Consider the following 21,520-nt stretch of genomic DNA (forward strand, 5'->3'; position numbering starts at 1 on the left):
GAAAAGGAGATTACATAAATGAGTAGTGCAAAAGATATTACATCAAAACTATGGGGAATGGCTAACAAACTGCGTGGGACAATGGATGCAACTGAGTACAAGAATTATATTTTGCCATTTATGTTCTATCGCTATTTATCAGAGAATCAAGATGAATACTTGAAAGTCAATAACCTGGAAGAGTTCTACGAAGTGACAGATAAAACTGAAAAAGAAGATTACCTTGAAGAAATTAGTAGAGGTATCGGATACGCAATTGATCCAGCCTACACTTGGGAAAAAATCGTATCAAAAATCGAAAATCACAAAATCAAAGCTAGTGACTTCCAAGATATGTTTGACTCATTCAATACAAATGCAAAACGTAACGCGATTGCAGAAGCTGATTTTGCTAATGTATTTTCAGATGTTAACCTTGGGGACACACGTCTTGGTTCAAGTACAAACGAACGTGCAAAGGCTTTGAATGATATCGTGTTGATGATTAACGAGTTCACTTTCAAAGACGATTCAGGGCACGACATTTTAGGTGACGTTTATGAATATTTGATTGGGCAATTTGCTGCCAATGCTGGTAAAAAAGGCGGGGAATTTTATACACCTCATGAAGTTAGTCAAATCCTAGCAAAGATTGTGACGAATGATGCAGATGGAACTGACGGTCAATTTCGTGTTTATGATCCTACAATGGGATCAGGTTCACTTCTTTTAACAGTTCAAAAAGAATTACCAAATGGTGATGAAGAAGGAAGCGTCGAGTTTTACGGGCAAGAGTTGAATACTACTACTTATAACTTAGCTCGTATGAATTTAATGATGCATGGGGTAAATTACCGCAATATGGAATTAAAACGTGCAAATACACTTAATGCTGACTGGCCATTTGCTGAAAAAGATGGCGCACAAATTCCTTTGAAGTTTGATGCGGTTGTATCAAACCCTCCATATTCCCATAAATGGGATACAAAAGACGTTGATCGAGAAAAAGATACACGTTTCAAAGGTTATGGTGTAGCACCTGCATCTAAGGCAGATTATGCTTTTGTACTGCATGGACTTTACCATTTAGATAAAACTGGAACAATGGCTATCGTATTGCCGCACGGGGTACTATTCCGAGGTGCTTCTGAAGGTAAAATCCGCAAAAATATCATCGACAATAATCTATTAGATACTGTGATTGGGTTGCCCGCTAACTTGTTTTATGGGACAAGCATCCCAACCTGTGTCTTGGTATTCAAAGGTCGTGAAGCTCGCAAGAATAAAGACATATTATTTATTGATGCCTCAAAAGAGTTTGTAAAAGGAAAGAACCAAAACAAACTCTCTCGTGAAAACATCGACAAAATTATTGAAACATATAGTAACCGTAAAGACGTTGAGAAATATGCTCATGTGGCATCTTTGGATGAAATTAAAGAAAATGATTACAATTTAAACATTCCACGTTATGTCGATACGTTTGAAGAAGAAGAAGTTATTCCACTTTCACAAGTGGCTCAAGAGTTGGCAGAAGTTAATGCGGAAATTGCTAGTTCATATGATAAATTGTTTGGGTTAATGAATGAGCTGGAAGGGACAACAGATGAAGCCAAAGAAGAACTGAGTAAATTTATCAGTCTTTTAGGTAAATAATAGTCTTAAATAAGAGCATTGGATTTAATTCATTGCTCTTTTTGGCTTGAAAATTTCTTTATTTCCGTATTAATCAAGTTCGAAATGGAAGGTTCAATCGGTTAATAATAAAAGACCAAAAACGTGATATTAACCGTTTTTGGTCTTTTTGTTTTGCTTACATCCCGCTAGGCTGGTAAAACGCTTCAAAGGCTTTAGACAAATCGTCAGCTGCAGATGTCAAAATCGTTTCTTCTTCTAAAATCGCTGTTCCTTGTGCTCGGACAATATGAAATTGATGAAACCCCATCAAGTTTTGAAATATTTCTTTTAGGTAATGATGTGAAAATTCCAGAGGTGTGTAACGATCGTTATTTGTGAAAATTGAGCCGCTTGCTTGAAGCAAAAGTACACGATAATCGTCAGTCATCAGACCAACTGAACCATCTTCTGTATATTTAAACGTTTCTCTCGCAATAAAGATATTATCTATATAATCTTTCATTCGTGAAGTCACATTGAAATTATGAACAGGTGACACGATCACAATTCGATGATGTGCTTTGAATTGAGCCAATAAAGCAGATGACGAAGCGGCGATTTTTTCTTCGGCAGCCGTTAATGTTTGTTCGGATGCTTGCTTATCCCAAACACCTAGCAGCTGTTCTTTTTCAATACGAGGAATTTCAGTTCCATATAAATGTAAAATCGTTGGTTCGTCATGAGGAAACCTTTCTTTAAACTGTTTTAAAAATAGTGTTTGCAGTTTGCTTGAATAACTTTCTCGATGAGTGAAATCTGGGTGCGCGTTAATGATTAATGTTTGCATGTACATGCTCCTTTTCTTTTGATAAGCTGAGTATAAATGATAAAGATGACAAAATAAGTCACCTTTTTAAGAGGGAAAACAAATGAAAAAATCAGAACGATTAAACCAAGAACTTATTTTTTTAAGTGATAAACACTCTTTTCAGTTAAAGGATTTACAATCCGAATTTGGCATTTCTAAAAGGACGGCTTTAAGGGATATAGAAGAGCTAGAGTCAATGGGCTTAGCTTTTTACGTTGAAAATGGCAGACACGGAGGATATCGACTCGTGAATCAATCTCCATTGGTTCCTATATATTTCAATATAGAAGAAGTTCAAGCTATTTTTTTCGCTCTTAAAGCGCTAGACCTGGTGTCAGCAACACCATTTAAAAAATCCTACTCACAAATTCGGCAAAAGCTGTTTGCCACAATGTCTGATGAGAGAAAGCAAATGATTACGGAGACTTTGGATGTGATTCATTACTATAATGTCGCACCAGTTAGTGAACAAAATCATTTGGAATTGATTTTACAGGCAATGATGGAAGATCAAATAGTGAAGATGACGTACACTCAATATGAAAATAAATGGATCAGGCTGCAATTTCTTGAGTTGTTTTATCGAAATGGCATTTGGTTTACTCAAGCATATGATGTTCAAAATAAAAAGTGGGGTATCTATAGATGTGACTTTATGAAGGACATGATGATTGAAGAAGAAATCAGAGATACATTTACAAAGGAAGAATTAAAAGAACTGCAGCTCGAATATGAAAAAACTTATCATGATATCTCATTTAAATGTCGATTAACGGAACAAGGAAAAGAAAAGTTTTTGAAGAATCATTACCCAAATATGAGATTGGAGATCATTGATCATATTCCTTATATTGTGGGTGGGTACAATCAAGAAGAATTATCGTATATGACACACTATTTGATGTCATTTGGGAAACATGTGAAAATTGAATACCCAGATGAATTGAAAGAAAGTTATTTGAATCAATTGCGAGAAGTGATTGACCAGTATTGAAAGTGAACAGATTGTCTCTGAATTACAAAAGACTTCACCTATTAAAAAAGGCGAATTATAGCAATTCGCCTCTTTTTTTAATTCGCCACATGCATTGTGCTTGTTTTCGATTTATCATCAACCTTTCCATACGTCAGCTGACGCCAGATAAACTCCATAGGGCCATATTTAAAACGCTTTAACCATAGCGTACTGAAGAGCACTAGGAAGACATACACACCAATAGCCATGAAAAACGTGCCAGCTGGCTGAAGATGATCGGCAAGTCCGGCTCCGTATTTCAGAAATAGCATTGTGCCAATGATGGAGTGAAGCAAATAACAGGTCAGTGACATGCGTCCAACTTTGGTAAAGAACATCAAAGCACCTCGCAGCTGAGGAACGTGCAGAAACAGCATCGCAAGTGTACTCATATAAAACATACTGCCAGTGAATCCCCCGTTTTGTTCCAGAGCAGTGGCAATGTTCACCCAGAGTGTATTTTCAAAAGGATTGACCGCTGTAATGATCGTACTGCCTTGTGTGATGAGAAACGCGATTGTACAAATGATCCAAATGCGATTCCAAATCGCTTTTTTCGCCTCCATGTTTTTGAAAAACTCCATTTTCACAAAATAAACACCAAGTAAAAACATGAAGAACATAGAATAGACGGTAGAAAAAGAACTGGAAGCCATTGTGACCATATCTGTCCACCGATCACCAATAGATGCTAAATAAGTCAGACTGTTGTGGCTGGTCAGCTCGAAATCAGCAAAATCCGGCTTGCCTGATGCTGTGTTCATGGTATTGAACAGCATCGTGAAAATAGGTGTGAGCAATTGAATCACAAAGAGTGTGATCAGCCAGTATAGGATGGTTTTGGCTGTTCGTTTGTAAAAGAAAAGCAATAAAAAGCCAGCGACTGCATAATAGGCCAAAATGTCACCAATCCAAACAAAGGTCAAATGCAGAAGGCCAAATCCTAAGAGAATGGTTAACCTGCGTGCAAACAGTTTGGTTGGGCTGTCCACCTTCTGAGCAGCTCGGTCCATAAAAATCATAAAACCAACCCCGAATAGGAAGGAAAACAGTGTAATGAATTTCCCCGAGGCAAACCAATTCACCACATTGTGAAAGACATCATTTGACTCCATGTCAAATCCCTTAGCCGAATCCACGATCAAAAAGTAATTGACTAGAGTAATCCCCATTAAGGCGAATCCTCGTACGATGTCCAAGAAATGAACCCTTTCTCGCAGACTCATCGGTTGTCCGTGTGCTACTTTGTTTGCATTCATATCCGTGCCCCTTTTCCTGTTATGATAAATGTGATTTGGATCGAACCATTGATCCTTACAATGAATCAATATATAGATCAATTCTTAACAAATTATGAAGAAGTGAATTTTTGGAAATGAATGTGTCCATTTGATGGCAGATTCTTAAATTCATAAACTGTTAAGGTTTATGCTGTATCTTTTCACATAGCTAGATGATATATAGTAAAGACATAAAAGAAAGAGCAACACATTACATGAGGTGAGAGACATGACCCATCGAATATTAGTCGTAGAAGATGATCAGGATATTGGTGACCTTCTTCAGGAATCCCTTTCACGTGCAGGATATGAGGTGCTAAGAGCGATGAATGGCGAGCAAGCATTGAAGCTTGTGGATGATTTGCTCGATTTGGTGATTTTAGATGTGATGATGCCTGGGCTCTCAGGCATCGAAACATGCCAGCACATAAGATCCTCATCTAACGTTCCGATTCTATTTCTGACAGCCAAGTCGAGCACATTCGATAAAACTGAAGGATTACTTGCCGGTGGGGATGATTATATGACAAAGCCCTTCTCAGAAGAGGAGCTTCATGCTAGAGTCATTGCACAATTACGCAGGTATACCGTCTATCAGGAAAAAAAGGAGCAGGAAGAGACCTTTCTTGTTGGAGGCAAGCTGAGGGTAAGTGAAGAATTTAATGAAGTATGGAAAGAAAACCAGCAAATTAAGCTGTCTGATCTAGAATATCGGATGTTAAAGCTGCTCATGAGCAGGCGAAACAAAATATTTTCTGCTCAAAATATTTATGAAAGCGTGTGGGGGCAGCCCTATTTCTATTGTTCCAACAATACGGTGATGGTGCATATTCGAAAGCTTCGTGCCAAAATTGAAGATGATCCTGCACGTCCTGTATATATCAAAACTGAATGGGGAAGAGGATATCGATTTGGCACATCCACATCGTAAATATACACTGGCCAAAAAGCTGGCACTGTTGATTTTGGCGGCTGCAATCGTAAGTGGTATTGTCTTTTTGACGCTGCAAAAGATCACCAATGATTTGATCGATGGATATTTGAGTTCAGACGAGTATTACGAGCAGGAGTCAGCCAAGTATATTCAAAAATCAGCCGCTACGTGTCTGAGAATGAGCTGTCTTCAACGGATCGAAAAGCGTTTGGCGAGTGGGTGAAAAAAGAGAATTACATTAATTTGACCATTTTCAAGGATCAAGTGCTGCAATATGACTCTATTTATTCCGCTGCCGATGAATCGGCGTACGGAAAAGAAAAGATGACCCAGTACGCTGCACACCATTCGTATCCAGTTCAGTTTAGCGACGGTAAAGGCCGCGTCATGGTGGACGGTTTCTATTCATCTCGCTACCATGACCTTGCCTTTACACTCGAGCTGCTCGGGGCGACGCTTATATTTCTCCTCATAGTTCTTCTTGGCATTCGCAAAAGTCTGCGCTACCTGCAAATGATTCATCAAGAGATTCATATTCTTGAAGGCGGAGAGCTGGACTATGAGATGACGGTAAAAGGGCATGATGAATTAGCGATGATTGCCAAAAGTATTGAGGATCTGCGAAAAGCCTTTTTAGACAAGCTTCAAGCCATTGATGAGCTGCAAGAAGAGAGCCGCAGCTTGGTCACCGAAATGTCCCATGATATGAGGACACCGCTGACGTCGTTGATGATGAATCTGGAGTTTGCGAAAAAAGAAGAGACTGGAGCGGATACCCGTAAAGATCAATATATAGCGAGTGCCTACGGGAAAGCACTGCAATTAAAAAATCTGTCTGACAATCTGTTTGCCTATTTTCTGCTGGATAAAGAACATGAATCTGAGCTTGAGACCGTTGCAGTCAAAGAGGTGATTTACGATCTCCTGTCAGATCAAGTGGCCATCCTGCATCAAGAGAACTTTAAGGTTCATCTTTTAGGAGAGCTGCCTGACAGCTATATCAATGTGAATGTCGAGCTGCTTAGCCGAATATTCGATAATATAATGTCCAATTTAAGGAAATACGCAGATCCTAAAAAGGATATCAATCTCACGTTTTTATCCGATCAAGAAATCTTTGAGATCCATATCAGCAATGCGATAAACGAGACAAATGACACGCAGGAAAGTACTGGACTTGGTGAACGAAGCATCAAACGAATGATGTCTCGCATGCACGGGCAGTTTGAAAGTATAGAAAGGAACGATGTTTACTACATCGTGCTGCGATTTTGGAACATAAAAATGTAGAAAACAAATGAATATACTGGAATGGAGAGACAACTCAATGAAACGATTCAACAACTTCCAAAAGATACCTGATCTCTTACAAGGCCTTCTCAATATCTGTCTGTTCTTTTTGGCCATCGCTTTAAGTGTTCTCTTAATCAGTGAAACATGGTACATTGTCCAATTTGTTTATAAAACACTGTTCAACAAAGGAGAAAGCTATTATGGAATGCTTGGGGAACTGCTGATCTTCTTTATGTACTTTGAGTTTATTGCCTTAATTATTAAATACTTTAAATCTAACTTTCATTTCCCGCTTCGTTATTTTATTTATATTGGGATCACAGCTGTCATCCGTTTAATTATTATTGATCATGAAGAGGCGGTATCGACCTTCTGGTGGGCGCTGGCCATTCTTGCTATGACCTGTGCACTCTTTATCGCGAGCAAAAGAGATGCTGCTCAAGAGCATGAGGAAGTGAAGTAAGGAAAGAAGACGAACGATGGACGTTCGTCTTTTGTGCATTCATAAAGAGATGTACAGTATGATGAAAGGCGTTTTACAAAGCACCGACTTTATTGACATGTTCTTATGGTATGATTTAGAAAAAGTAAGACCTTCCCTCTGCAGGATATGAATGAATAGGATGCAGGAAGGAGGATGACTAATTCGGCTTAGTCATTCTCATTTCTGGCTAAAGGAGCGAAATCAATTGACACACACCAAGACAGAACCATTCTCGTTTACAAGTATGCAACAAGCAGCCTCTGTACATATTCCAGAAAGACAATTCATTTCATCACATGATGGTACAAGCCTTGCGTATTATCCATTTTTATCAGAAAAGAAGACGCAGGCCAATGTGATCTTGATTCATGGCGGTGGTGCTCATAGTTTGGCTGGTTATGAGCATATCGCTTACACACTGCAACATGATTTTCACGTAAATGTATTTTTACTTGATCTAAGAGGCCATGGCCATTCACAAGGAAAAAAAGGGGATACACCTAGTGTCACGGATGTATGGCAAGATATGTCGCAGGTTGTGGATGCCATTAAACAGGATCATAAAGGTGCCATCTACCTTTGTGGCCATTCTTCGGGAGCAGGCCTGCTGCTTAACTACTTGTCTTGGCCAAAAAAAAGAGAAGTGGACGGTTACTTTTTCATCGCACCTGAATTTGGCTATAAGTCAGGTACTGCAAGGGCTGATCAAATTCCTTTTGCCACCGTTCAAGTATGGAAATTCATTCTGTCTGCGATGACAAAAGGGAGTCTAATGAGTCATTCTGAAGCCGTACGTTTTCATTATCCTGCATGGGCAGTTGAGCAGGATCCGCTTCTGTTGACGGCTATCACCGTCAATCTATCTCTTGCCTTAACCCCATCTGCACCTAAAAAACAATTTGCGAAGATGGATCGGCCGTATGGCATGTTTGTAGGCAGCAAGGATGAGCTGTATGACGTCGAGACATTTCTCCCCTATCATGAGCTGCCGAAGGAACCAATCAAAAAACAATCAGTCTATCAAGTGCTGGAAGGACATACCCATTTGTCGATTTTACTAGAAGCGGGAAAACAGATTGGCAGGACGATCCAAATGTGGAATCCTTCTATTTAGTATGAACAACTAGTCAATACTCTCCCATTTAATTAAAAATTTACATTGACACCATCCTTTTCTATGATAAAATCATAATGTGATAATGAGAATCGTTATCAAACGATATGACTACATATAGAATGGATAGGTGAGGTACATGTTCAAGAAATCTTTTTGGTCGCTATTAGTTGTGCTCTCCATCGTTTTACTTGCAGCTTGCGGCAGCAATAGCAGTGACGGCAAGTCAGGTAATAAAGAGAAAACAAGGACTGTTGAAAGCGCTATCGGTTCAACTGACAATATTAAGGATAAACCAAAGCGTATTGTGACGCTGTACCAAGGAGCAACCGATGCAGCAGTCGCTATGGGCATTAAACCAGTGGGTGTTGTAGAATCTTGGCTTGAAGCACCTACGTATAAATATTTAAGAGATGACTTAAAGGATGTTAAAATTGTTGGGCAGGAAACACAGCCAAATTTAGAGGAAATTGAAAAGCTCAATCCTGATTTGATCATTGCATCAAAAATCCGCCACGAGCAAATTTTTGATCAGCTGCAAGAAATCGCTCCAACTGTTGCAACAGAAACAGTGTTCACCTTTAAAGATACAGTGAAGTTGATGGGTGAAGCGTTAAATCAGGAAGACAAATCAAAAGAATTGCTGACGAAGTGGGATGACCGCGTCGCTGACTTCAAAGAAAAAGCGAAAAAAGACATCAAAAACTGGCCAATGAGTGTGTCTGTGGTGAACTTCCGTGCAGACCATGCTAGAATCTATCAAACTGGTTTCGCAGGGTCGATTTTAACAGAGTTAGGCTTTAAAGGACCTAAGAATGTCAAAGATAAAAAGCAAGACATTATTACACTGACAGACAAAGAGAGCATTCCGCAAATGGATGCAGATGTAATCTATTACTTCATGGATGATCAAGATAAGGCGGTTGAGAAAGCATATAAAGAGTGGACGAGTCATCCTTTATGGAAGCAGCTTGACGCAGTGAAAGCGAAACAAGTGCATAAAGTAGATGAAATCACTTGGAACATGGGCGGCGGTATTATCGCTGCAAACATGATGCTTGATGATATTTACGATCGTCTAGGAATTGATAAATAAGTCATAACAGAGGAGAAAATGTGAACATACCATTTTCTCCTTTTTTCCATAACAGATTGAAAGCGGGAATCAGATGAGAAGTTTATTAAAAAAGGATTCAAGCAAGGCACTGCTTTTTGCTGGATTCATTGTGTTGATGTTGGTCTTTTTTTTGCTCAGTATTTCCCTTGGGCAAACCTCAATTTCCCTCAAAGCCACCATCCATGCTTTTCTTCAATTTGATGAATCGGATCCAAACAGTGTCATTGTCATGACATCCAGATTATCAAGAGCTTTAATCGCAACGGTCGTTGGATCTAGCCTGGCGATTTCAGGTGCACTCATGCAGGCATTGACGAGAAATCCGCTTGCGGCGCCTGATTTATTAGGAATTAATGCAGGTGGACTCTTTTTTATCGTGATTTCGATTGTTTTCTTTTCAACAGAGTCGTTAACAGGCTATATGTGGACAGCCTTTCTAGGCGCAGCGATTGCAGGGATGCTCGTTTTTCTATTGGGTTCCATTGGTAGAGATGGATTAACGCCAGTCAAAATTGTCCTTGCAGGAGCGGCGATATCTGCACTGTTTGCGTCTTTTACACAAGGTCTTTTAATCGTGAATGAACAGTCGATTCAAAGTATTTTGTTCTGGATGGCTGGTTCAGTGTCTGGAAGAAGCATTGATATGTTAATCCCTGTGTTACCTTATATTCTCGGTGCGACGATTGTGTCGCTGCTTCTAGGACGTTCTATTAATGTTCTTTTGTCAGGAGATGATATTGCCAAAGGACTTGGCCAGCGTACACTGCTGCTGAAAATCACGATGGGTGTACTCGTCGTCTTTTTAGCAGGTGGTTCGGTCGCTGTTGCCGGTTCAATTGGTTTTGTTGGTTTTCTTGTGCCGCATATTGTGAAAAAGCTTGTCGGACCTGACCACCGCTGGGTACTGCCGTATTGTGCCGTTGTGGGAGCGTCGCTTTTACTTGCCGCGGATCTGGCGGCTCGTTTTCTGATCATGCCGCAGGAAGTGCCGATTGGTGTCATGACGGCGGTAGCAGGAGCGCCTCTATTTGTTTATCTCGTGCGCAAGGGGTTGAAGACAGGTGGCTAAAACATATACAGTGCGTTCTAAAGGCGGGCGCATTTCATTTCAATTTTCAAAGCGGACGTTTTTGATTTTACTTTTATTGACGGCCATTGCCTTTGGTTTATTTATTCTCAGTCTCAGTATGGGAAGCCGGTTCATTCAGCCGGTGGATGTGCTGCTTCATTTAATCGGTCAGGGAGAGGGAAATTCCTTTGTGTTAAATACGCTGAGGATTCCACGAACGCTGCTGGCTGTCTTAGTCGGAGCCTCGCTTGCGGTATCAGGGCTTATTTTGCAAGGATTGATTCGCAACCCGCTGGCCTCACCTGACATTATTGGGATTACGAGTGGTGCTTCGTTTGGTGCGATTATGTTCATCGTCTTTTGGATGGGTACTGTGCCTATTGCTTATCAATCCTTATGGGCGATTGCAGGTGCTTTTGCGGTATCGTGCCTGATCTATTTGCTGTCTTGGAAAAAAGGGGTCAAACCGATCACACTTGTCCTAATGGGAATAGGGATTTCTGCCATTATGAAGGCATGTGTGACGTTTACGCTTGTTCTTAGTGATACGATGACAACGACAAAGTCTTACATATGGCTGACGGGCAGCTTATATGGTTCTACGATGAAAGACGTTACTGCGATGCTTCCTTGGGTGATGATTATTTTACCGATTGTCATGGTGTTAGCAAGAACGATGAATGTAAAAGAACTTGGCGATGATCTTGCAACAGGTCTCGGGGTAAAAGTGCAGGCGAAACGATTATTCTTTCTCCTGATGAGTGTGACATTGGCTGGTGTTGCAGTCGCATTTGCAGGCGGCATTGAATTTGTTGGACTCATGGCGCCGCACGTTGCACGGATGATCATTGGACGTTCATTCATAGCGCTTGTCCCAGCATCTGCGCTTGTTGGAAGTATTCTCGTGATGCTGGCTGATCTTGTGGCTAGAACCGCATTTCTACCGTTAGACGTCCCAGCAGGTGTATTTACGGCAGCTATTGGTGCACCGTTCTTTATTTATTTGTTATATCAACAGCGCAATCGATAAACAGAAGATGGGGGTTTTGATATGAGGCCAGAGTGGGTTGAGAGAGAATTACTTGATTTCGGGGTACACATCACAAATGGACCAATGACATCTGATCGCACACTTGCTGCGCTTTTTTCAGAAGCAGCCGTCATACGTTTATTAGAAGCTGAAAAGGAAGCGATGCATGCACCCAATCTTGCGGTAGCAGCTTCTATGTTTTCAAAGCGGTATGCCTATTTAGCCGTCAGTTCCTCTCTATATTTGATGACGCTGTATGACGGTATCTATCAGTTTCCACCAGCAGCATGTGCATTTAGAGAGGATCGGAAAATTGAAGTGGATGAGGCGGCGTGTTCGTTTGTTCCACTAGAAGGAGATCGGCATGAGTGGAGAGAGAAGGTCGTACGTGCGCTATTTACGGAGTGTGTCACGCCTCTTTTAGACGTACTGAACCGCACATCAAAACTCTCTTCTCGTATTTTATGGGAAAATGTAGCCGTTCGAATCAACTCTCTTTATCGAAGCATGATGCGGGAAGCGGAAGAACCTGCGGTGAAGCAGCGCGTGCGGGAGGATTATCTGTACCTGAAGCAGGCGGCTGGTGATGTATTTGGAGCTCAGCAAAATCCATTTCAGCACAGTTTAAACCTAGACGACAGCTTACTTGAAACATCCAACCGGAAAACCTGCTGTATGTATTATAAGCTTGAGAAAAAATCAGAGAGTCTTGATTATTGTCTTGTTTGTCCGATAAAATAAAAAAACACCTTATGCTAAAGGTGTTTTTTTATTAGTTTATATGGAAGGAACTAATATGAAAAAAATTATAATATTTATCATTTTTATTATTACAATAATCATTGGCTTGTTGTTCTTTATTCAACCACTTAAAAACCAAATTTCTTTTCTTACAGTAAAAAACACAAATCTTACTGAATTAAAGGTAGGACAATTGGAGTTGGGTTTAAAAAAGAGAAACTATAGTGAAAATGAGTGGATTAAAACTTCAAATTCAAATTATTTTAAAGTGAATAATAGAAAAGAAATAGTGGCAATCTCCTTAGAAAATAATCAAAGTTATATAAACAGTACAATAAATATTAATTCAACTGAAAAAAATATTTATGATTATTTTGGTGAAAATGCCTATCATAGAGTGGATGATCAGGGTTATAAAATTATAGGTTATAAGGATTCTAAGCATGATATCAAATTAGAGTTTTTCTACTTAGAAAGCAATTTAGAGAGAATAATTATTAGCAAGTTTGAGGGATTTTAAATATAGTGTCTTTATGTTTTTTTAAATTATATAGGATTAAACCCAAACTGTGGAAAGGGATTGTTAATTGATAAAGAAGCCGTTTTCACTGTAAATAGTCATTTTATTAAGAAAGGCACTGCTATGAGCAAGCAGTGCCTCTTTTTATTCCCAAATCCCACTTGCCCATTCAGGATGATCAATAAAAGGATTGCGGTTGTGCTGATACGTTTGATATATGATCTCATTGCGGTTCCGTTCGATTTGATCGACTGGGTCCTGCTTGTGCCATTTGAGAAGCACAGACATTTTGCCGTGAAGAGGCGAGCTTCCATTATTCACTTTGTCGTTTAATTCTAAATCTGGAAAGCGGTCATCACCTTCGTAGCGAACCGCCATATAAAAGAGCATTCTCGCAACATCTCCTTTGACCCGGCTGTGAGGTTCGAAGGAGTCGCTATCGTAGAAATTGCCCGGCGCCCCTTTGTATTCATTACCGCCTGTATCAAAATCTAAATTTCCACGTGTGCTGTTCGTTTGCACATCTGTCGCACGAAGGTGGTGGAGATCTGTCCCAGGCCCCTGGCTTGTCCCAAAATTGCCATGAGACTTGGCCCAGACATGCTCTCTGTTCCACTGGCCGACATTCCCGCCATTCGCTTGCTTTGAGCGGGAGGCACCACTATAAAGCAGCAGCACATTGTTTGGGTTATTGGGATCTTCATCTGTTTTCTTTAATGCATCCCAAACCTGGCTGTAGGATAGCTGCGTATGATCATCAATGATATCGTGTAAAGCCTTTTTAAGAGCGGGTCCTGATTTGCCAGTAGCAGATTGGTAATAGGAATCGATTTGACTTGTGGCGGCAGTTTGCGTTTGTTGTGCAGATGTTTCGTTTTGAAGCTGTAACGGGGAAAAGGTGATCGTTTGACTAGGTTCATTCAGATTGAAACCTTGAGCGTTTGCAGCTGAAGGCAGAGGGGCGGCGAATGTGCCGAATATCATGATTCCGGCGGCCACAGCTCCAAATAAAGTTTTTTTCATTCGATTTCCTCCTTGATAGGGAATGTATTCTCTTTATTTCTATCATATTGTCATGAAGAAATAAATGGATTTCTCGTAAATTTTATGTAATGAGTTCGTAGGAAAAGAGATTGCTATTTTAGGAGCATTCCTGTATAAGTGGGCTTATAAGGATGGACAGCAAGGGAGAGGATGGATAACGTGAAAGAACTGCAAACACCTTCGAGAACGATAATGACACCGGGGCCCGTAGAAGTAGACCCGAGAGTGCTCCGTGTGATGAGCACCCCTATTCTCGGTCAATTTGATCCAGCATTTACACACATAATGAACGAAACAATGACCTTATTGCGATCACTTTTTCAAACAGAAAACAAATGGGCTTATCCAATTGACGGTACGTCCCGTTCAGGGCTTGAAGCTGTGCTCGCCAGTGTGATTGAGCCGGGAGATTCAATGCTTGTGCCTGTCTTTGGCCGCTTCGGTCACCTGCTCATTGAAATAGGACAGCGCTACGGTGCTGAGGTACATACAATGGAATGTGAATGGGGGACGGTTTTTGATCCTGCCGACATCATCCAAGAAATAAAGCAGGTCAAGCCTAAAATCGTTGCCATGGTTCATGGTGAAACATCCACCGGACGATTGCAGCCGCTCAAGCAAATTGGTGAAGCATGCAGGGCTCTTGATGCGCTGTTCATTGTAGACGCTGTGGCGACCATTGGCGGTGTCGAGGTAAAAGTGGACGAATGGAAAATTGATGCGGCGATTGGCGGCACGCAGAAATGTTTATCTGTTCCATCAGGCATGTCACCTATTACATATAATGACCGAGTCGCAGCTGTCATTGAATCGAGGAAGAAAGTAGAAAAAGGGATTGCGACACAGGATGAATTACAAAAACAGATCGATATTTCTCCAATCAAAAGCAATTATTTTGATTTAAGCCAGCTTCAGGATTATTGGAGCCCAAGAAGATTAAATCATCATACAGAAGCGACAACGATGCTCTATGCACTGCGAGAAGGGGTTCGTCTTGTGCTGGAAGAAGGGCTGTCTGAACGTTTTCAAAGACACGCGTGTCATGAAAAAGCCTTGATGAAAGGTCTTGAAGCGATGGGGCTTGAATTGTTTGGTGATCCAGATTGTAAAATGCCGGTTGTGACCTGTGTTGTCATTCCAAGCGGTATTGACGGAGAAGCGGTCCGTGCCGACCTGCTCCATCATTTTGGAATTGAGATTGCAAGCTCCTTTGGACCGCTTGCCGGCCGTATATGGAGAATTGGGACAATGGGCTACAGCTGCCGAAAGGAAAATGTGTTGTTTGTGTTAGCGGGTCTGGAAGCGATCCTCATCAAACACGGTGCGTCTATCCATTGCGGAGCAGGGCTTCAGGCGGCTCTTTCTATCTATGAACAAGCTGAATAGATACATCATACTCGCCACTGGCGGGTATTTTTTTATTTGGAAAAGAACGCTAATTTTTGAAAAACTAGACTTATAGATAAGGTTATCGCTATACTGGAGAAGTTCTCATCCTTTTTGTCATCATTTTCATTTATTTTGCAGAAAGAGGTTTTTTGTATGAAGAAGATGGGCAGATTATACATTTTGATGCTCAATATTTTTATTGCCATGCTTGGCTTTGGCCTCATTGTACCTGTTATGCCGAGTTACATCGAAGCCTTTGGCGCAACAGGAAAAACACTCGGTTTTCTTGTCGCTGCAACAGGCCTCACACAATTCGCGTTATCGCCGATCGCCGGCGCACTGACCGATCGGTTTGGACGAAGGAAATTGATCATTGCCGGGATTGCCGGCTTTACGATTGCTCAGTTTATTTTTGCTTTTGCTGATCAGCTTTGGATGCTGTTTGTGTCTCGCTTTTTAGGCGGTGCTGCCGGGGCTTTGCTCATGCCGGCCATGTTTGCATACATCGCTGATATCACAAGTGAAAAGGACCGAGGGAAAGGAATGGGTCTATTCAGTGCAGCGATGACACTAGGTTTTGTCATTGGGCCGGGCGTAGGCGGCTATTTGGTTGAGTACGGGATCGCTTTTCCATTTCTCATTGCCGGTTCCTTTGCCGCCCTTTCTACTTTGTTATCCATCCTATTCTTACCTGAAACTTTAACAAAGGAAAAGCAGGAAGAGGCGCGGCTCAACAAGGACATTCATTTCAATCCTTTTGTACAAATGACCCAAGCTCTAAAGACATCGTACGGCTTTTTGTTTATATTGGCCTTTGTCCTCAATTTCGGGATCATTCACTTTGAATCGATTTTCGGCTTATATGTAGACCAAAAACACGGATTTTCACCGAAAGATATTGCCTTTGTGATTACGGTTGCGGGTCTCGCTGGAGTGCTTGTCCAAGGGGCGTTAGTGAATGCCTGTGTGAAACGATTTGGAGAGATGAGAGTCGTGCGTTATGCGCTGTTAGGTGCGGCTTTCATGCTGATCGCCTGCCGTTTTGCGCCGTCCTTTTGGTTGATCTTTACAGGTTCGATTTTATTTTTATCGGCTACGTCATTTGTCCGTCCAGCCCTCAATACATTGCTGTCCAAGATGGCAGGCAATCAGCAAGGGGTGGCAGGCGGTCTCAATACATCCTTTATGAGCCTTGCCAATATCGTCGGACCAAGTCTTGCGGGTATATTATTTGATGTGAATATTGAGTTTCCTTTTATGTTTGGAACACTGGTGCTTTGCGTCAGTTTCGCTGCATCCATCGTGTGGGGGAAAAAAGTGCAGCATACTCATGTAGCGCAAGGAAGATTGTAGTTGATCTACAATCTTTTTTTATTGAATGAAATACATTTAGAAAAATTCTAATTAGAAATAGTATATGTTTTATATTTTATCTAAATGAATAGTATAGTTTATCAATATTTACACCTTTTACTGAGATGAAATCCATAGATTTAGGTCTTTGAGATCAACAAAAACTTGTTAATAAAATACTAAAATATACATTTTGTGTAAAAAGTGATTGATTGGTTTTTTCCGCAATGGTAACATCAATCTCGACAGCATGAGGTAACTGAGATAATCAAGAGAAAAGGGGATAGAAAATGAAGAAGTTTATGTTTGCCATTATATTTTTTATCGTCACCATGTTTAGTACAGCAGTGCCATCAGCAGTTCATGCGGCAGAAATTGATCATGACAAGGTAGTTGGTTTTAGAGAAGTCAATCCAACAACTGTTACACAAAAAGCGGCGAAAAAATTTCAGCCTTATTTGAAAGTATGGCATGGATGTGTACCATTCCCAGCTGTAGATGCTGCTGGAAACACAAGCAGAGGGTTAAAAACGAGCGGTTCACATAATGGTGGATGCAGCAGTAATATCGGTCAAGTATATTCACGTTCAGATTGGTACAATGGCAGCTGGGCAATTATGTATGCTTGGTATTTCCCAAAAGATAATCCTTCACCGGGCTTTGGTCATCGTCATGACTGGGAATCCATTGTCGTTTGGATTGACAACCCAGCTGTAGCCAGCCCGCGTGTTCAATCGATTGCTTACTCAGGTCATGGGCAATATAAGAAAGCAGCACCGAGTGCCGCAAGTATTTTAGGAACAAATCCTTTGGTTGGTTATGATAGCAACTGGCCATTGAACCACGAGCTGGATGTAAGCGGCAATGTGAGCGGTAAAGGGATGCAGCCTTTAATTGGCTGGGATGATCTAACGCCGGCAGCAAGACATGCATTGAATACAACAGACTTTGGTAGTGCCAACGTACCTTTCAAGGACAGTAACTTTAAAAACAATTTAGCAAAAGCTTGGTATCGATAAGAGTTAACCATGATAAAAAACCGATCATTTTTTAGATGATCGGTTTTTTTATCAATAAAATCGCATCATCTCTCATATTTCACGACAGGTGATTTTTCTTTATGAAGCGCACGAATCATCGCATCATCTACGTGTAAATGCTCTTTCACTAATTGAGGCGGGGTTAAGGCCATCCACTGATTCAACGAAATATCTGCAAACCGGTCACTTTTAAAAATTTCTAAAAACCAAAGGCTCGTTTGGCCGATATTTTGGATGTAATGCCCCATACCAAAAGGAACATATCCAACATCACCTGCTCTGTAATTAAAGGTGCGGGCAGTACCTCCTGCTCCAAAGACCGTCATTTTGGCCGTGCCGGTTAAATAGTATTGCCACTCATCATTATTAGGGTGCCAGTGCATTTCTCTCATGCCGCCAGGTTTTACTTCGACAAGTGCAGCCGCAATCGTTTTTGAAATCGGGAAATTCTGTGAGTCGACAATTCGGACGGTTCCGCCTGAGGTCGTTAGCGGCTTTTGACGAAGAAGCTGGTGCGTAAATGGCGGCTTAATGCTCCCGTATGGATCAGATACCATTTGGCTTTCTAAAGATGCCGGCGGTGAGCCTTGAAACATATAGCGCTGCTTATTCGGAATACGGTCAAACAATTTCTTAGGAACACCAAAATTGGCGGATAGAATATCTTTTGGTGTATGGGCAAACCAGTCTGTGATCGTGAATGTATCAAATTCAGAAAAATCGCCATCATCAAATACAAGAAGGAACTCACATCCATCCTCAAGTCCTTGAATGGAGTGCGGGATACCAGGTGGAAAATACCACAAATCGCCTTCTTCTATATCAGCGATCATATTTCGCCCTTCTGCATCTACAGATGTGATGCGGGCTTTGCCTAAAATCATATACGCCCATTCCGCCTGTTTATGCCAATGAAGCTCACGAACACCTCCGCGTGTGAGACGCATGTTGACACCTGCAATCGTTGTTGAAACAGGCAGCTCCCGCTTCGTAATTTCCCTCGACCAGCCGCCGTGATTCAAATGCATGTGTGTATCAGAAAATGAAAATTTTAAATTAGGAATTGTTCCGGCATCGGTTTTAGGGGGAACGAGCATATCTGGGTTCTCTATATCTCGAAGGACATCACGCGGGCCTAAGTCGGTGGCACCCGTGCCATCCTTTCGAATGGGCTGCGGGATGTGACGGAGCTCATCATCCATTTGTCATCCCTCCTCGAGACTCATTTTTCTCTTCCAAACTATATGAAGCTTCGGAAGAAAAAATTCAATCAGGATGGGATGTGAGAAACCTTTGAATACGGAAGGCTAAGCGCAGCCGCAATGTTGCGTCAGGATCTTTTAAGCTGATTCGAAGCAATTCTTCACACTTCTCAAGGCGATAAATGACTGTGTTGCGATGAATCGACAATCGTTTGGCTGTTTCTGAAATGTGGCAATGGGTTTCTAAATAGACAGATAAGGTGTGAAGAAGGCTTTGGTCTGCTTGTGATGGTTCAGATAACGGGTGTAGGTGCAGCTGGTGAAACGTGATCATATCCTTTATTGGAATGAGCTTTAGTAAATCTGGTACATCCTTCGCCTGATAAAATTGAATATATTCAGTCCGCGATGAGAGATGTCCGGTTTGAAGAGCCTCTAATGCTTCATTGTAGCCCTCAGACAGATGGGGGATTAGGCAGGCGGTCAAACTCACCCCAAATGAGATGGTGTGATTCAATTGCAGTTTAACAAGCTTCTGCAATTGTTTTAAAAAAGAGCTGAGACTGCCGCTAACCTCAGGCAAACTGCCAGTCTCCTCCATCAATACAACACCCATATCACCTTTGACAAACAGAAAGGCAGGAAATGGGCAACTTGGAAGTGCACTTTCGAGCAGATCAATCACTTGATCTAAAACCATTTGCTGCTTCATAAAACATGTGGTATCACTGCGCTGGTCAAGCTGACAGATCATACATAGATAGCGGCATTCGGCGCTTAATCCAAACGATTGAGCGAAATGTAAATGATCTTGCTGGGAAAACGATGCCCTCTCTATCCATCTGCGAAAACCCTCATTTCTAGCACGCTTGGCCGTTTGCAGGGCGGCGTGTTGTCTCATACGAGCAATCGACATTTCGTTCACTGCTTTTACAATCATCCCATGCAATGCTTTATTCTGCGGGTGAATGAAAGAAAGGATAACCAGGTAATCACAAGTTTGTTCGTTTAAATCAATCGGAAAGATGGAAAAGGTTTGTTTAGCATGTATCATCGAAAAAGAATGAGTTGTCCTGCTTCGAAAAAAGGGGAGAATGTGCATCCATTCTGGGCTCGTCATCATGGAGTGCGAGGTATACAGTATACGTCCATACTGGTTAAACAAATAGACAGGCTTGTGAATATTTCTGGCGATTTTTTGTAATATGTCAAACTGGTTATCGTCTATGTTCATATCCACTCAATCTCCTTTATTGGTGAAGATGAATAAAAAAATGGACAATTGCTGTCAACATCTCTGATATGCATTTTATGTTATCAGCTAAAATCATTTTAGATAGAAAGTTGTTAATTAATATGACAAACAAACAGAGCGTCAGGACAAAATCACGTGTCGCCAGTCATCTTCATTCAGAATTACGAGCAAATATGATATGTTGTAGACAGAAGAATTTCTTTCAGAAATATGGGTATCACAAGGAACAAAGGCTTTGATGTGAGGAAGCCGTTTATACATGAGAGTGGCAAGAGGTGAGAAACATGATTTATATCGGATTAACTGGCTGGGGAGATCATGACAGTCTTTATCCGCCGAAAATTGGCAGCACGCAAAAGCTGTTTCACTACGCATCAACGTTTCCCATTGTGGAACTAGATGCCAGCTTTTATGCGGTTCAGCCTGAGCGTAATCATGAAAAGTGGATAAAGGATACTCCGGATGACTTTCAATTTGTTGTGAAAGCATACCAAGGAATGACTGGACATCAAAGGGGCGAGATTCCGTTTGCTTCGAAGGAGGACATGTTTGATGCATTTATTCTTTCGCTGACTCCGCTCATTCGTGAAGGGAAACTCGCCATGGTGCTCTTTCAATTTCCACCTTGGTTTGATTGCAAAAAAGAGCACGTCCACTATTTAAGATGGTGTAAGGAGAAGATGGGTGATATTCCTTGTGCTCTCGAATTCCGAAACCGTACATGGTTTTCAGAGGAATTTTATGAGCAGACTTTGTCCTTTATGGAAAAGGAAGGATGGATTCATTCCGTCTGTGATGAACCGCAAGTCGGAGAAGGCTCCATTCCGCCAGTCATACAAGCTACACACCGTGATAAAACATTGGTCCGATTTCACGGAAGGAATAAACAGGGCTGGCTTCACCCGGCAGACCATGAGAATTGGCGTGAAGTGAGATACTTATATTTATATAATGAAGCTGAATTAAAAGAGTGGAAAAAGAATCTCGACATCTTGCATCAGCAATCGAAAGATGTCTATGTCGTGTTTAATAATAACTCCGGCGGAGATGCAGCGGCAAATGGCCAGCAGATGATTGATTTGCTGGATATCACGTATTCTAGCCTGTCTCCGAAGCAGTTAGATTTATTTAGTTAACCGAGAGCTGACTGAAGCTTTCAACCTGAATGAGACGGTC

Annotated in this window: 19 protein-coding genes and 1 pseudogene; 15 read left to right on the top strand and 5 right to left on the bottom strand. The window is 41.3% G+C overall.

The genetic code is table 11. The annotated features are described in order from the left end of the window. Window positions 1-18 precede the first annotated feature (18 nt). Window positions 19-1,635: a type I restriction-modification system subunit M gene (locus C9414_RS03735; protein WP_107163091.1), complete on the top strand. Its 1,617-nt coding sequence runs from the start codon at window positions 19-21 to the stop codon at window positions 1,633-1,635. A 157-nt stretch (window positions 1,636-1,792) separates the two neighbouring features. Here the strand turns inward: C9414_RS03735 and C9414_RS03740 are convergent, their stop codons facing one another. Beyond that, window positions 1,793-2,443 carry an FMN-dependent NADH-azoreductase gene (locus tag C9414_RS03740; protein WP_107163092.1) on the bottom strand — a complete coding sequence of 217 codons (651 nt, stop codon included), beginning with the start codon at window positions 2,441-2,443 and terminating at the stop codon, window positions 1,793-1,795. An 82-nt stretch (window positions 2,444-2,525) separates the two neighbouring features. Between C9414_RS03740 and C9414_RS03745 the strand changes: the two genes are divergently transcribed. Further along, on the top strand, window positions 2,526-3,458 hold the full coding sequence (locus C9414_RS03745) for a helix-turn-helix transcriptional regulator (RefSeq protein ID WP_107163093.1): 933 nt from the start codon (window positions 2,526-2,528) through the stop codon (window positions 3,456-3,458). Window positions 3,459-3,535: 77 nt separating this feature from the next. Here the strand turns inward: C9414_RS03745 and C9414_RS03750 are convergent, their stop codons facing one another. Continuing rightward, on the bottom strand, window positions 3,536-4,738 hold the full coding sequence (locus tag C9414_RS03750; protein ID WP_107163094.1) for a DUF418 domain-containing protein: 1,203 nt from the start codon (window positions 4,736-4,738) through the stop codon (window positions 3,536-3,538). A gap of 250 nt (window positions 4,739-4,988) precedes the next feature. Here C9414_RS03750 and C9414_RS03755 point away from each other — a divergent pair, with 250 nt between their 5' ends. The 9 genes and pseudogenes from C9414_RS03755 to C9414_RS03795 all read left to right on the top strand — a co-directional run bounded on the left by C9414_RS03755 (window position 4,989) and on the right by C9414_RS03795 (window position 13,061). Continuing rightward, window positions 4,989-5,690, top strand: a complete 702-nt coding sequence (locus C9414_RS03755; RefSeq protein WP_047202441.1) for a response regulator transcription factor — start codon at window positions 4,989-4,991, stop codon at window positions 5,688-5,690. Continuing rightward, window positions 5,671-6,983 (top strand): annotated as a pseudogene (locus tag C9414_RS03760) (HAMP domain-containing sensor histidine kinase). Before C9414_RS03755 ends, C9414_RS03760 begins: the two are co-directional and overlap by 20 nt. A 37-nt stretch (window positions 6,984-7,020) precedes the next feature. Further along, window positions 7,021-7,449: a phosphate-starvation-inducible protein PsiE gene (gene psiE / locus C9414_RS03765; RefSeq protein ID WP_039181241.1), complete on the top strand. Its 429-nt coding sequence runs from the start codon at window positions 7,021-7,023 to the stop codon at window positions 7,447-7,449. Window positions 7,450-7,675: 226 nt separating this feature from the next. Beyond that, window positions 7,676-8,584: an alpha/beta hydrolase gene (locus tag C9414_RS03770; RefSeq protein ID WP_258182564.1), complete on the top strand. Its 909-nt coding sequence runs from the start codon at window positions 7,676-7,678 to the stop codon at window positions 8,582-8,584. Between the two features lie 139 nt (window positions 8,585-8,723). Beyond that, on the top strand, window positions 8,724-9,680 hold the full coding sequence (locus tag C9414_RS03775; RefSeq protein WP_058838119.1) for an ABC transporter substrate-binding protein: 957 nt from the start codon (window positions 8,724-8,726) through the stop codon (window positions 9,678-9,680). 73 nt (window positions 9,681-9,753) lie between these two features. Next, window positions 9,754-10,770: a FecCD family ABC transporter permease gene (locus tag C9414_RS03780; RefSeq protein ID WP_107163095.1), complete on the top strand. Its 1,017-nt coding sequence runs from the start codon at window positions 9,754-9,756 to the stop codon at window positions 10,768-10,770. Beyond that, window positions 10,763-11,800, top strand: coding sequence for a FecCD family ABC transporter permease (locus C9414_RS03785; RefSeq protein ID WP_039181233.1), 1,038 nt, complete (start codon window positions 10,763-10,765; stop codon window positions 11,798-11,800). Before C9414_RS03780 ends, C9414_RS03785 begins: the two co-directional genes overlap by 8 nt. Window positions 11,801-11,821: 21 nt before the next feature. Next, window positions 11,822-12,541 carry an IucA/IucC family C-terminal-domain containing protein gene (locus tag C9414_RS03790; RefSeq protein WP_047202445.1) on the top strand — a complete coding sequence of 240 codons (720 nt, stop codon included), beginning with the start codon at window positions 11,822-11,824 and terminating at the stop codon, window positions 12,539-12,541. Window positions 12,542-12,596: 55 nt separating this feature from the next. Further along, entirely contained in the window at window positions 12,597-13,061 is a 465-nt protein-coding gene (locus C9414_RS03795) for a hypothetical protein (protein WP_047202446.1), read from the top strand. Between the two features lie 144 nt (window positions 13,062-13,205). Here the strand turns inward: C9414_RS03795 and C9414_RS03800 are convergent, their stop codons facing one another. Beyond that, complete coding sequence (locus C9414_RS03800) at window positions 13,206-14,084, bottom strand: endonuclease I family protein (protein WP_107163097.1); 879 nt, start codon at window positions 14,082-14,084, stop codon at window positions 13,206-13,208. A gap of 171 nt (window positions 14,085-14,255) precedes the next feature. On the opposite strand from C9414_RS03800, the gene C9414_RS03805 reads away from it, so the two are divergent. From C9414_RS03805 to C9414_RS03815, 3 genes are all read left to right on the top strand, one after another. Further along, window positions 14,256-15,491: a pyridoxal-phosphate-dependent aminotransferase family protein gene (locus C9414_RS03805; RefSeq protein WP_107163098.1), complete on the top strand. Its 1,236-nt coding sequence runs from the start codon at window positions 14,256-14,258 to the stop codon at window positions 15,489-15,491. 156 nt (window positions 15,492-15,647) lie between these two features. Further along, the gene (locus C9414_RS03810) at window positions 15,648-16,847 is read left to right on the top strand and encodes an MFS transporter (protein WP_107163099.1); all 1,200 of its coding nucleotides are present in this window, start codon (window positions 15,648-15,650) and stop codon (window positions 16,845-16,847) included. Window positions 16,848-17,137: 290 nt separating this feature from the next. Further along, complete coding sequence (locus tag C9414_RS03815; RefSeq protein ID WP_039181218.1) at window positions 17,138-17,866, top strand: NPP1 family protein; 729 nt, start codon at window positions 17,138-17,140, stop codon at window positions 17,864-17,866. A gap of 65 nt (window positions 17,867-17,931) precedes the next feature. Here C9414_RS03815 and C9414_RS03820 read toward each other — a convergent pair whose 3' ends face one another. Together C9414_RS03820 and C9414_RS03825 are read right to left on the bottom strand one after the other, a co-directional pair. Continuing rightward, window positions 17,932-19,089: an oxalate decarboxylase family bicupin gene (locus C9414_RS03820; protein ID WP_107163100.1), complete on the bottom strand. Its 1,158-nt coding sequence runs from the start codon at window positions 19,087-19,089 to the stop codon at window positions 17,932-17,934. A 64-nt stretch (window positions 19,090-19,153) separates the two neighbouring features. Further along, window positions 19,154-20,323, bottom strand: coding sequence for a PucR family transcriptional regulator (locus C9414_RS03825; protein WP_107163101.1), 1,170 nt, complete (start codon window positions 20,321-20,323; stop codon window positions 19,154-19,156). Between the two features lie 305 nt (window positions 20,324-20,628). On the opposite strand from C9414_RS03825, the gene C9414_RS03830 reads away from it, so the two are divergent. Then, window positions 20,629-21,480 (top strand): DUF72 domain-containing protein, encoded by an 852-nt coding sequence (locus C9414_RS03830; RefSeq protein ID WP_047202452.1) that lies wholly within the window; start codon window positions 20,629-20,631, stop codon window positions 21,478-21,480. Window positions 21,481-21,520: the final 40 nt, after the last annotated feature.

The sequence above is a fragment of the Bacillus sp. Nf3 genome, assembly GCF_003028545.1.
Lineage (GTDB): Bacteria > Bacillota > Bacilli > Bacillales > Bacillaceae > Bacillus > Bacillus safensis.

Coding starts and splice junctions, on each gene's coding strand:
- C9414_RS03775 (WP_058838119.1), top strand. CDS start 8,724: ATGTTCAAGAAATCTTTTTGGTCGCTATTAGTTGTGCTCTCCATCGTT.
- C9414_RS03800 (WP_107163097.1), bottom strand. CDS start 14,084: ATGAAAAAAACTTTATTTGGAGCTGTGGCCGCCGGAATCATGATATTC.
- C9414_RS03780 (WP_107163095.1), top strand. CDS start 9,754: ATGAGAAGTTTATTAAAAAAGGATTCAAGCAAGGCACTGCTTTTTGCT.
- C9414_RS03830 (WP_047202452.1), top strand. CDS start 20,629: ATGATTTATATCGGATTAACTGGCTGGGGAGATCATGACAGTCTTTAT.
- C9414_RS03825 (WP_107163101.1), bottom strand. CDS start 20,323: ATGAACATAGACGATAACCAGTTTGACATATTACAAAAAATCGCCAGA.
- C9414_RS03810 (WP_107163099.1), top strand. CDS start 15,648: ATGAAGAAGATGGGCAGATTATACATTTTGATGCTCAATATTTTTATT.
- C9414_RS03820 (WP_107163100.1), bottom strand. CDS start 19,089: ATGGATGATGAGCTCCGTCACATCCCGCAGCCCATTCGAAAGGATGGC.
- C9414_RS03805 (WP_107163098.1), top strand. CDS start 14,256: ATGGATAACGTGAAAGAACTGCAAACACCTTCGAGAACGATAATGACA.
- C9414_RS03790 (WP_047202445.1), top strand. CDS start 11,822: ATGAGGCCAGAGTGGGTTGAGAGAGAATTACTTGATTTCGGGGTACAC.
- C9414_RS03755 (WP_047202441.1), top strand. CDS start 4,989: ATGACCCATCGAATATTAGTCGTAGAAGATGATCAGGATATTGGTGAC.
- C9414_RS03795 (WP_047202446.1), top strand. CDS start 12,597: ATGAAAAAAATTATAATATTTATCATTTTTATTATTACAATAATCATT.
- C9414_RS03735 (WP_107163091.1), top strand. CDS start 19: ATGAGTAGTGCAAAAGATATTACATCAAAACTATGGGGAATGGCTAAC.
- C9414_RS03815 (WP_039181218.1), top strand. CDS start 17,138: ATGAAGAAGTTTATGTTTGCCATTATATTTTTTATCGTCACCATGTTT.
- C9414_RS03740 (WP_107163092.1), bottom strand. CDS start 2,443: ATGCAAACATTAATCATTAACGCGCACCCAGATTTCACTCATCGAGAA.
- C9414_RS03750 (WP_107163094.1), bottom strand. CDS start 4,738: ATGAATGCAAACAAAGTAGCACACGGACAACCGATGAGTCTGCGAGAA.
- C9414_RS03745 (WP_107163093.1), top strand. CDS start 2,526: ATGAAAAAATCAGAACGATTAAACCAAGAACTTATTTTTTTAAGTGAT.
- psiE (WP_039181241.1), top strand. CDS start 7,021: ATGAAACGATTCAACAACTTCCAAAAGATACCTGATCTCTTACAAGGC.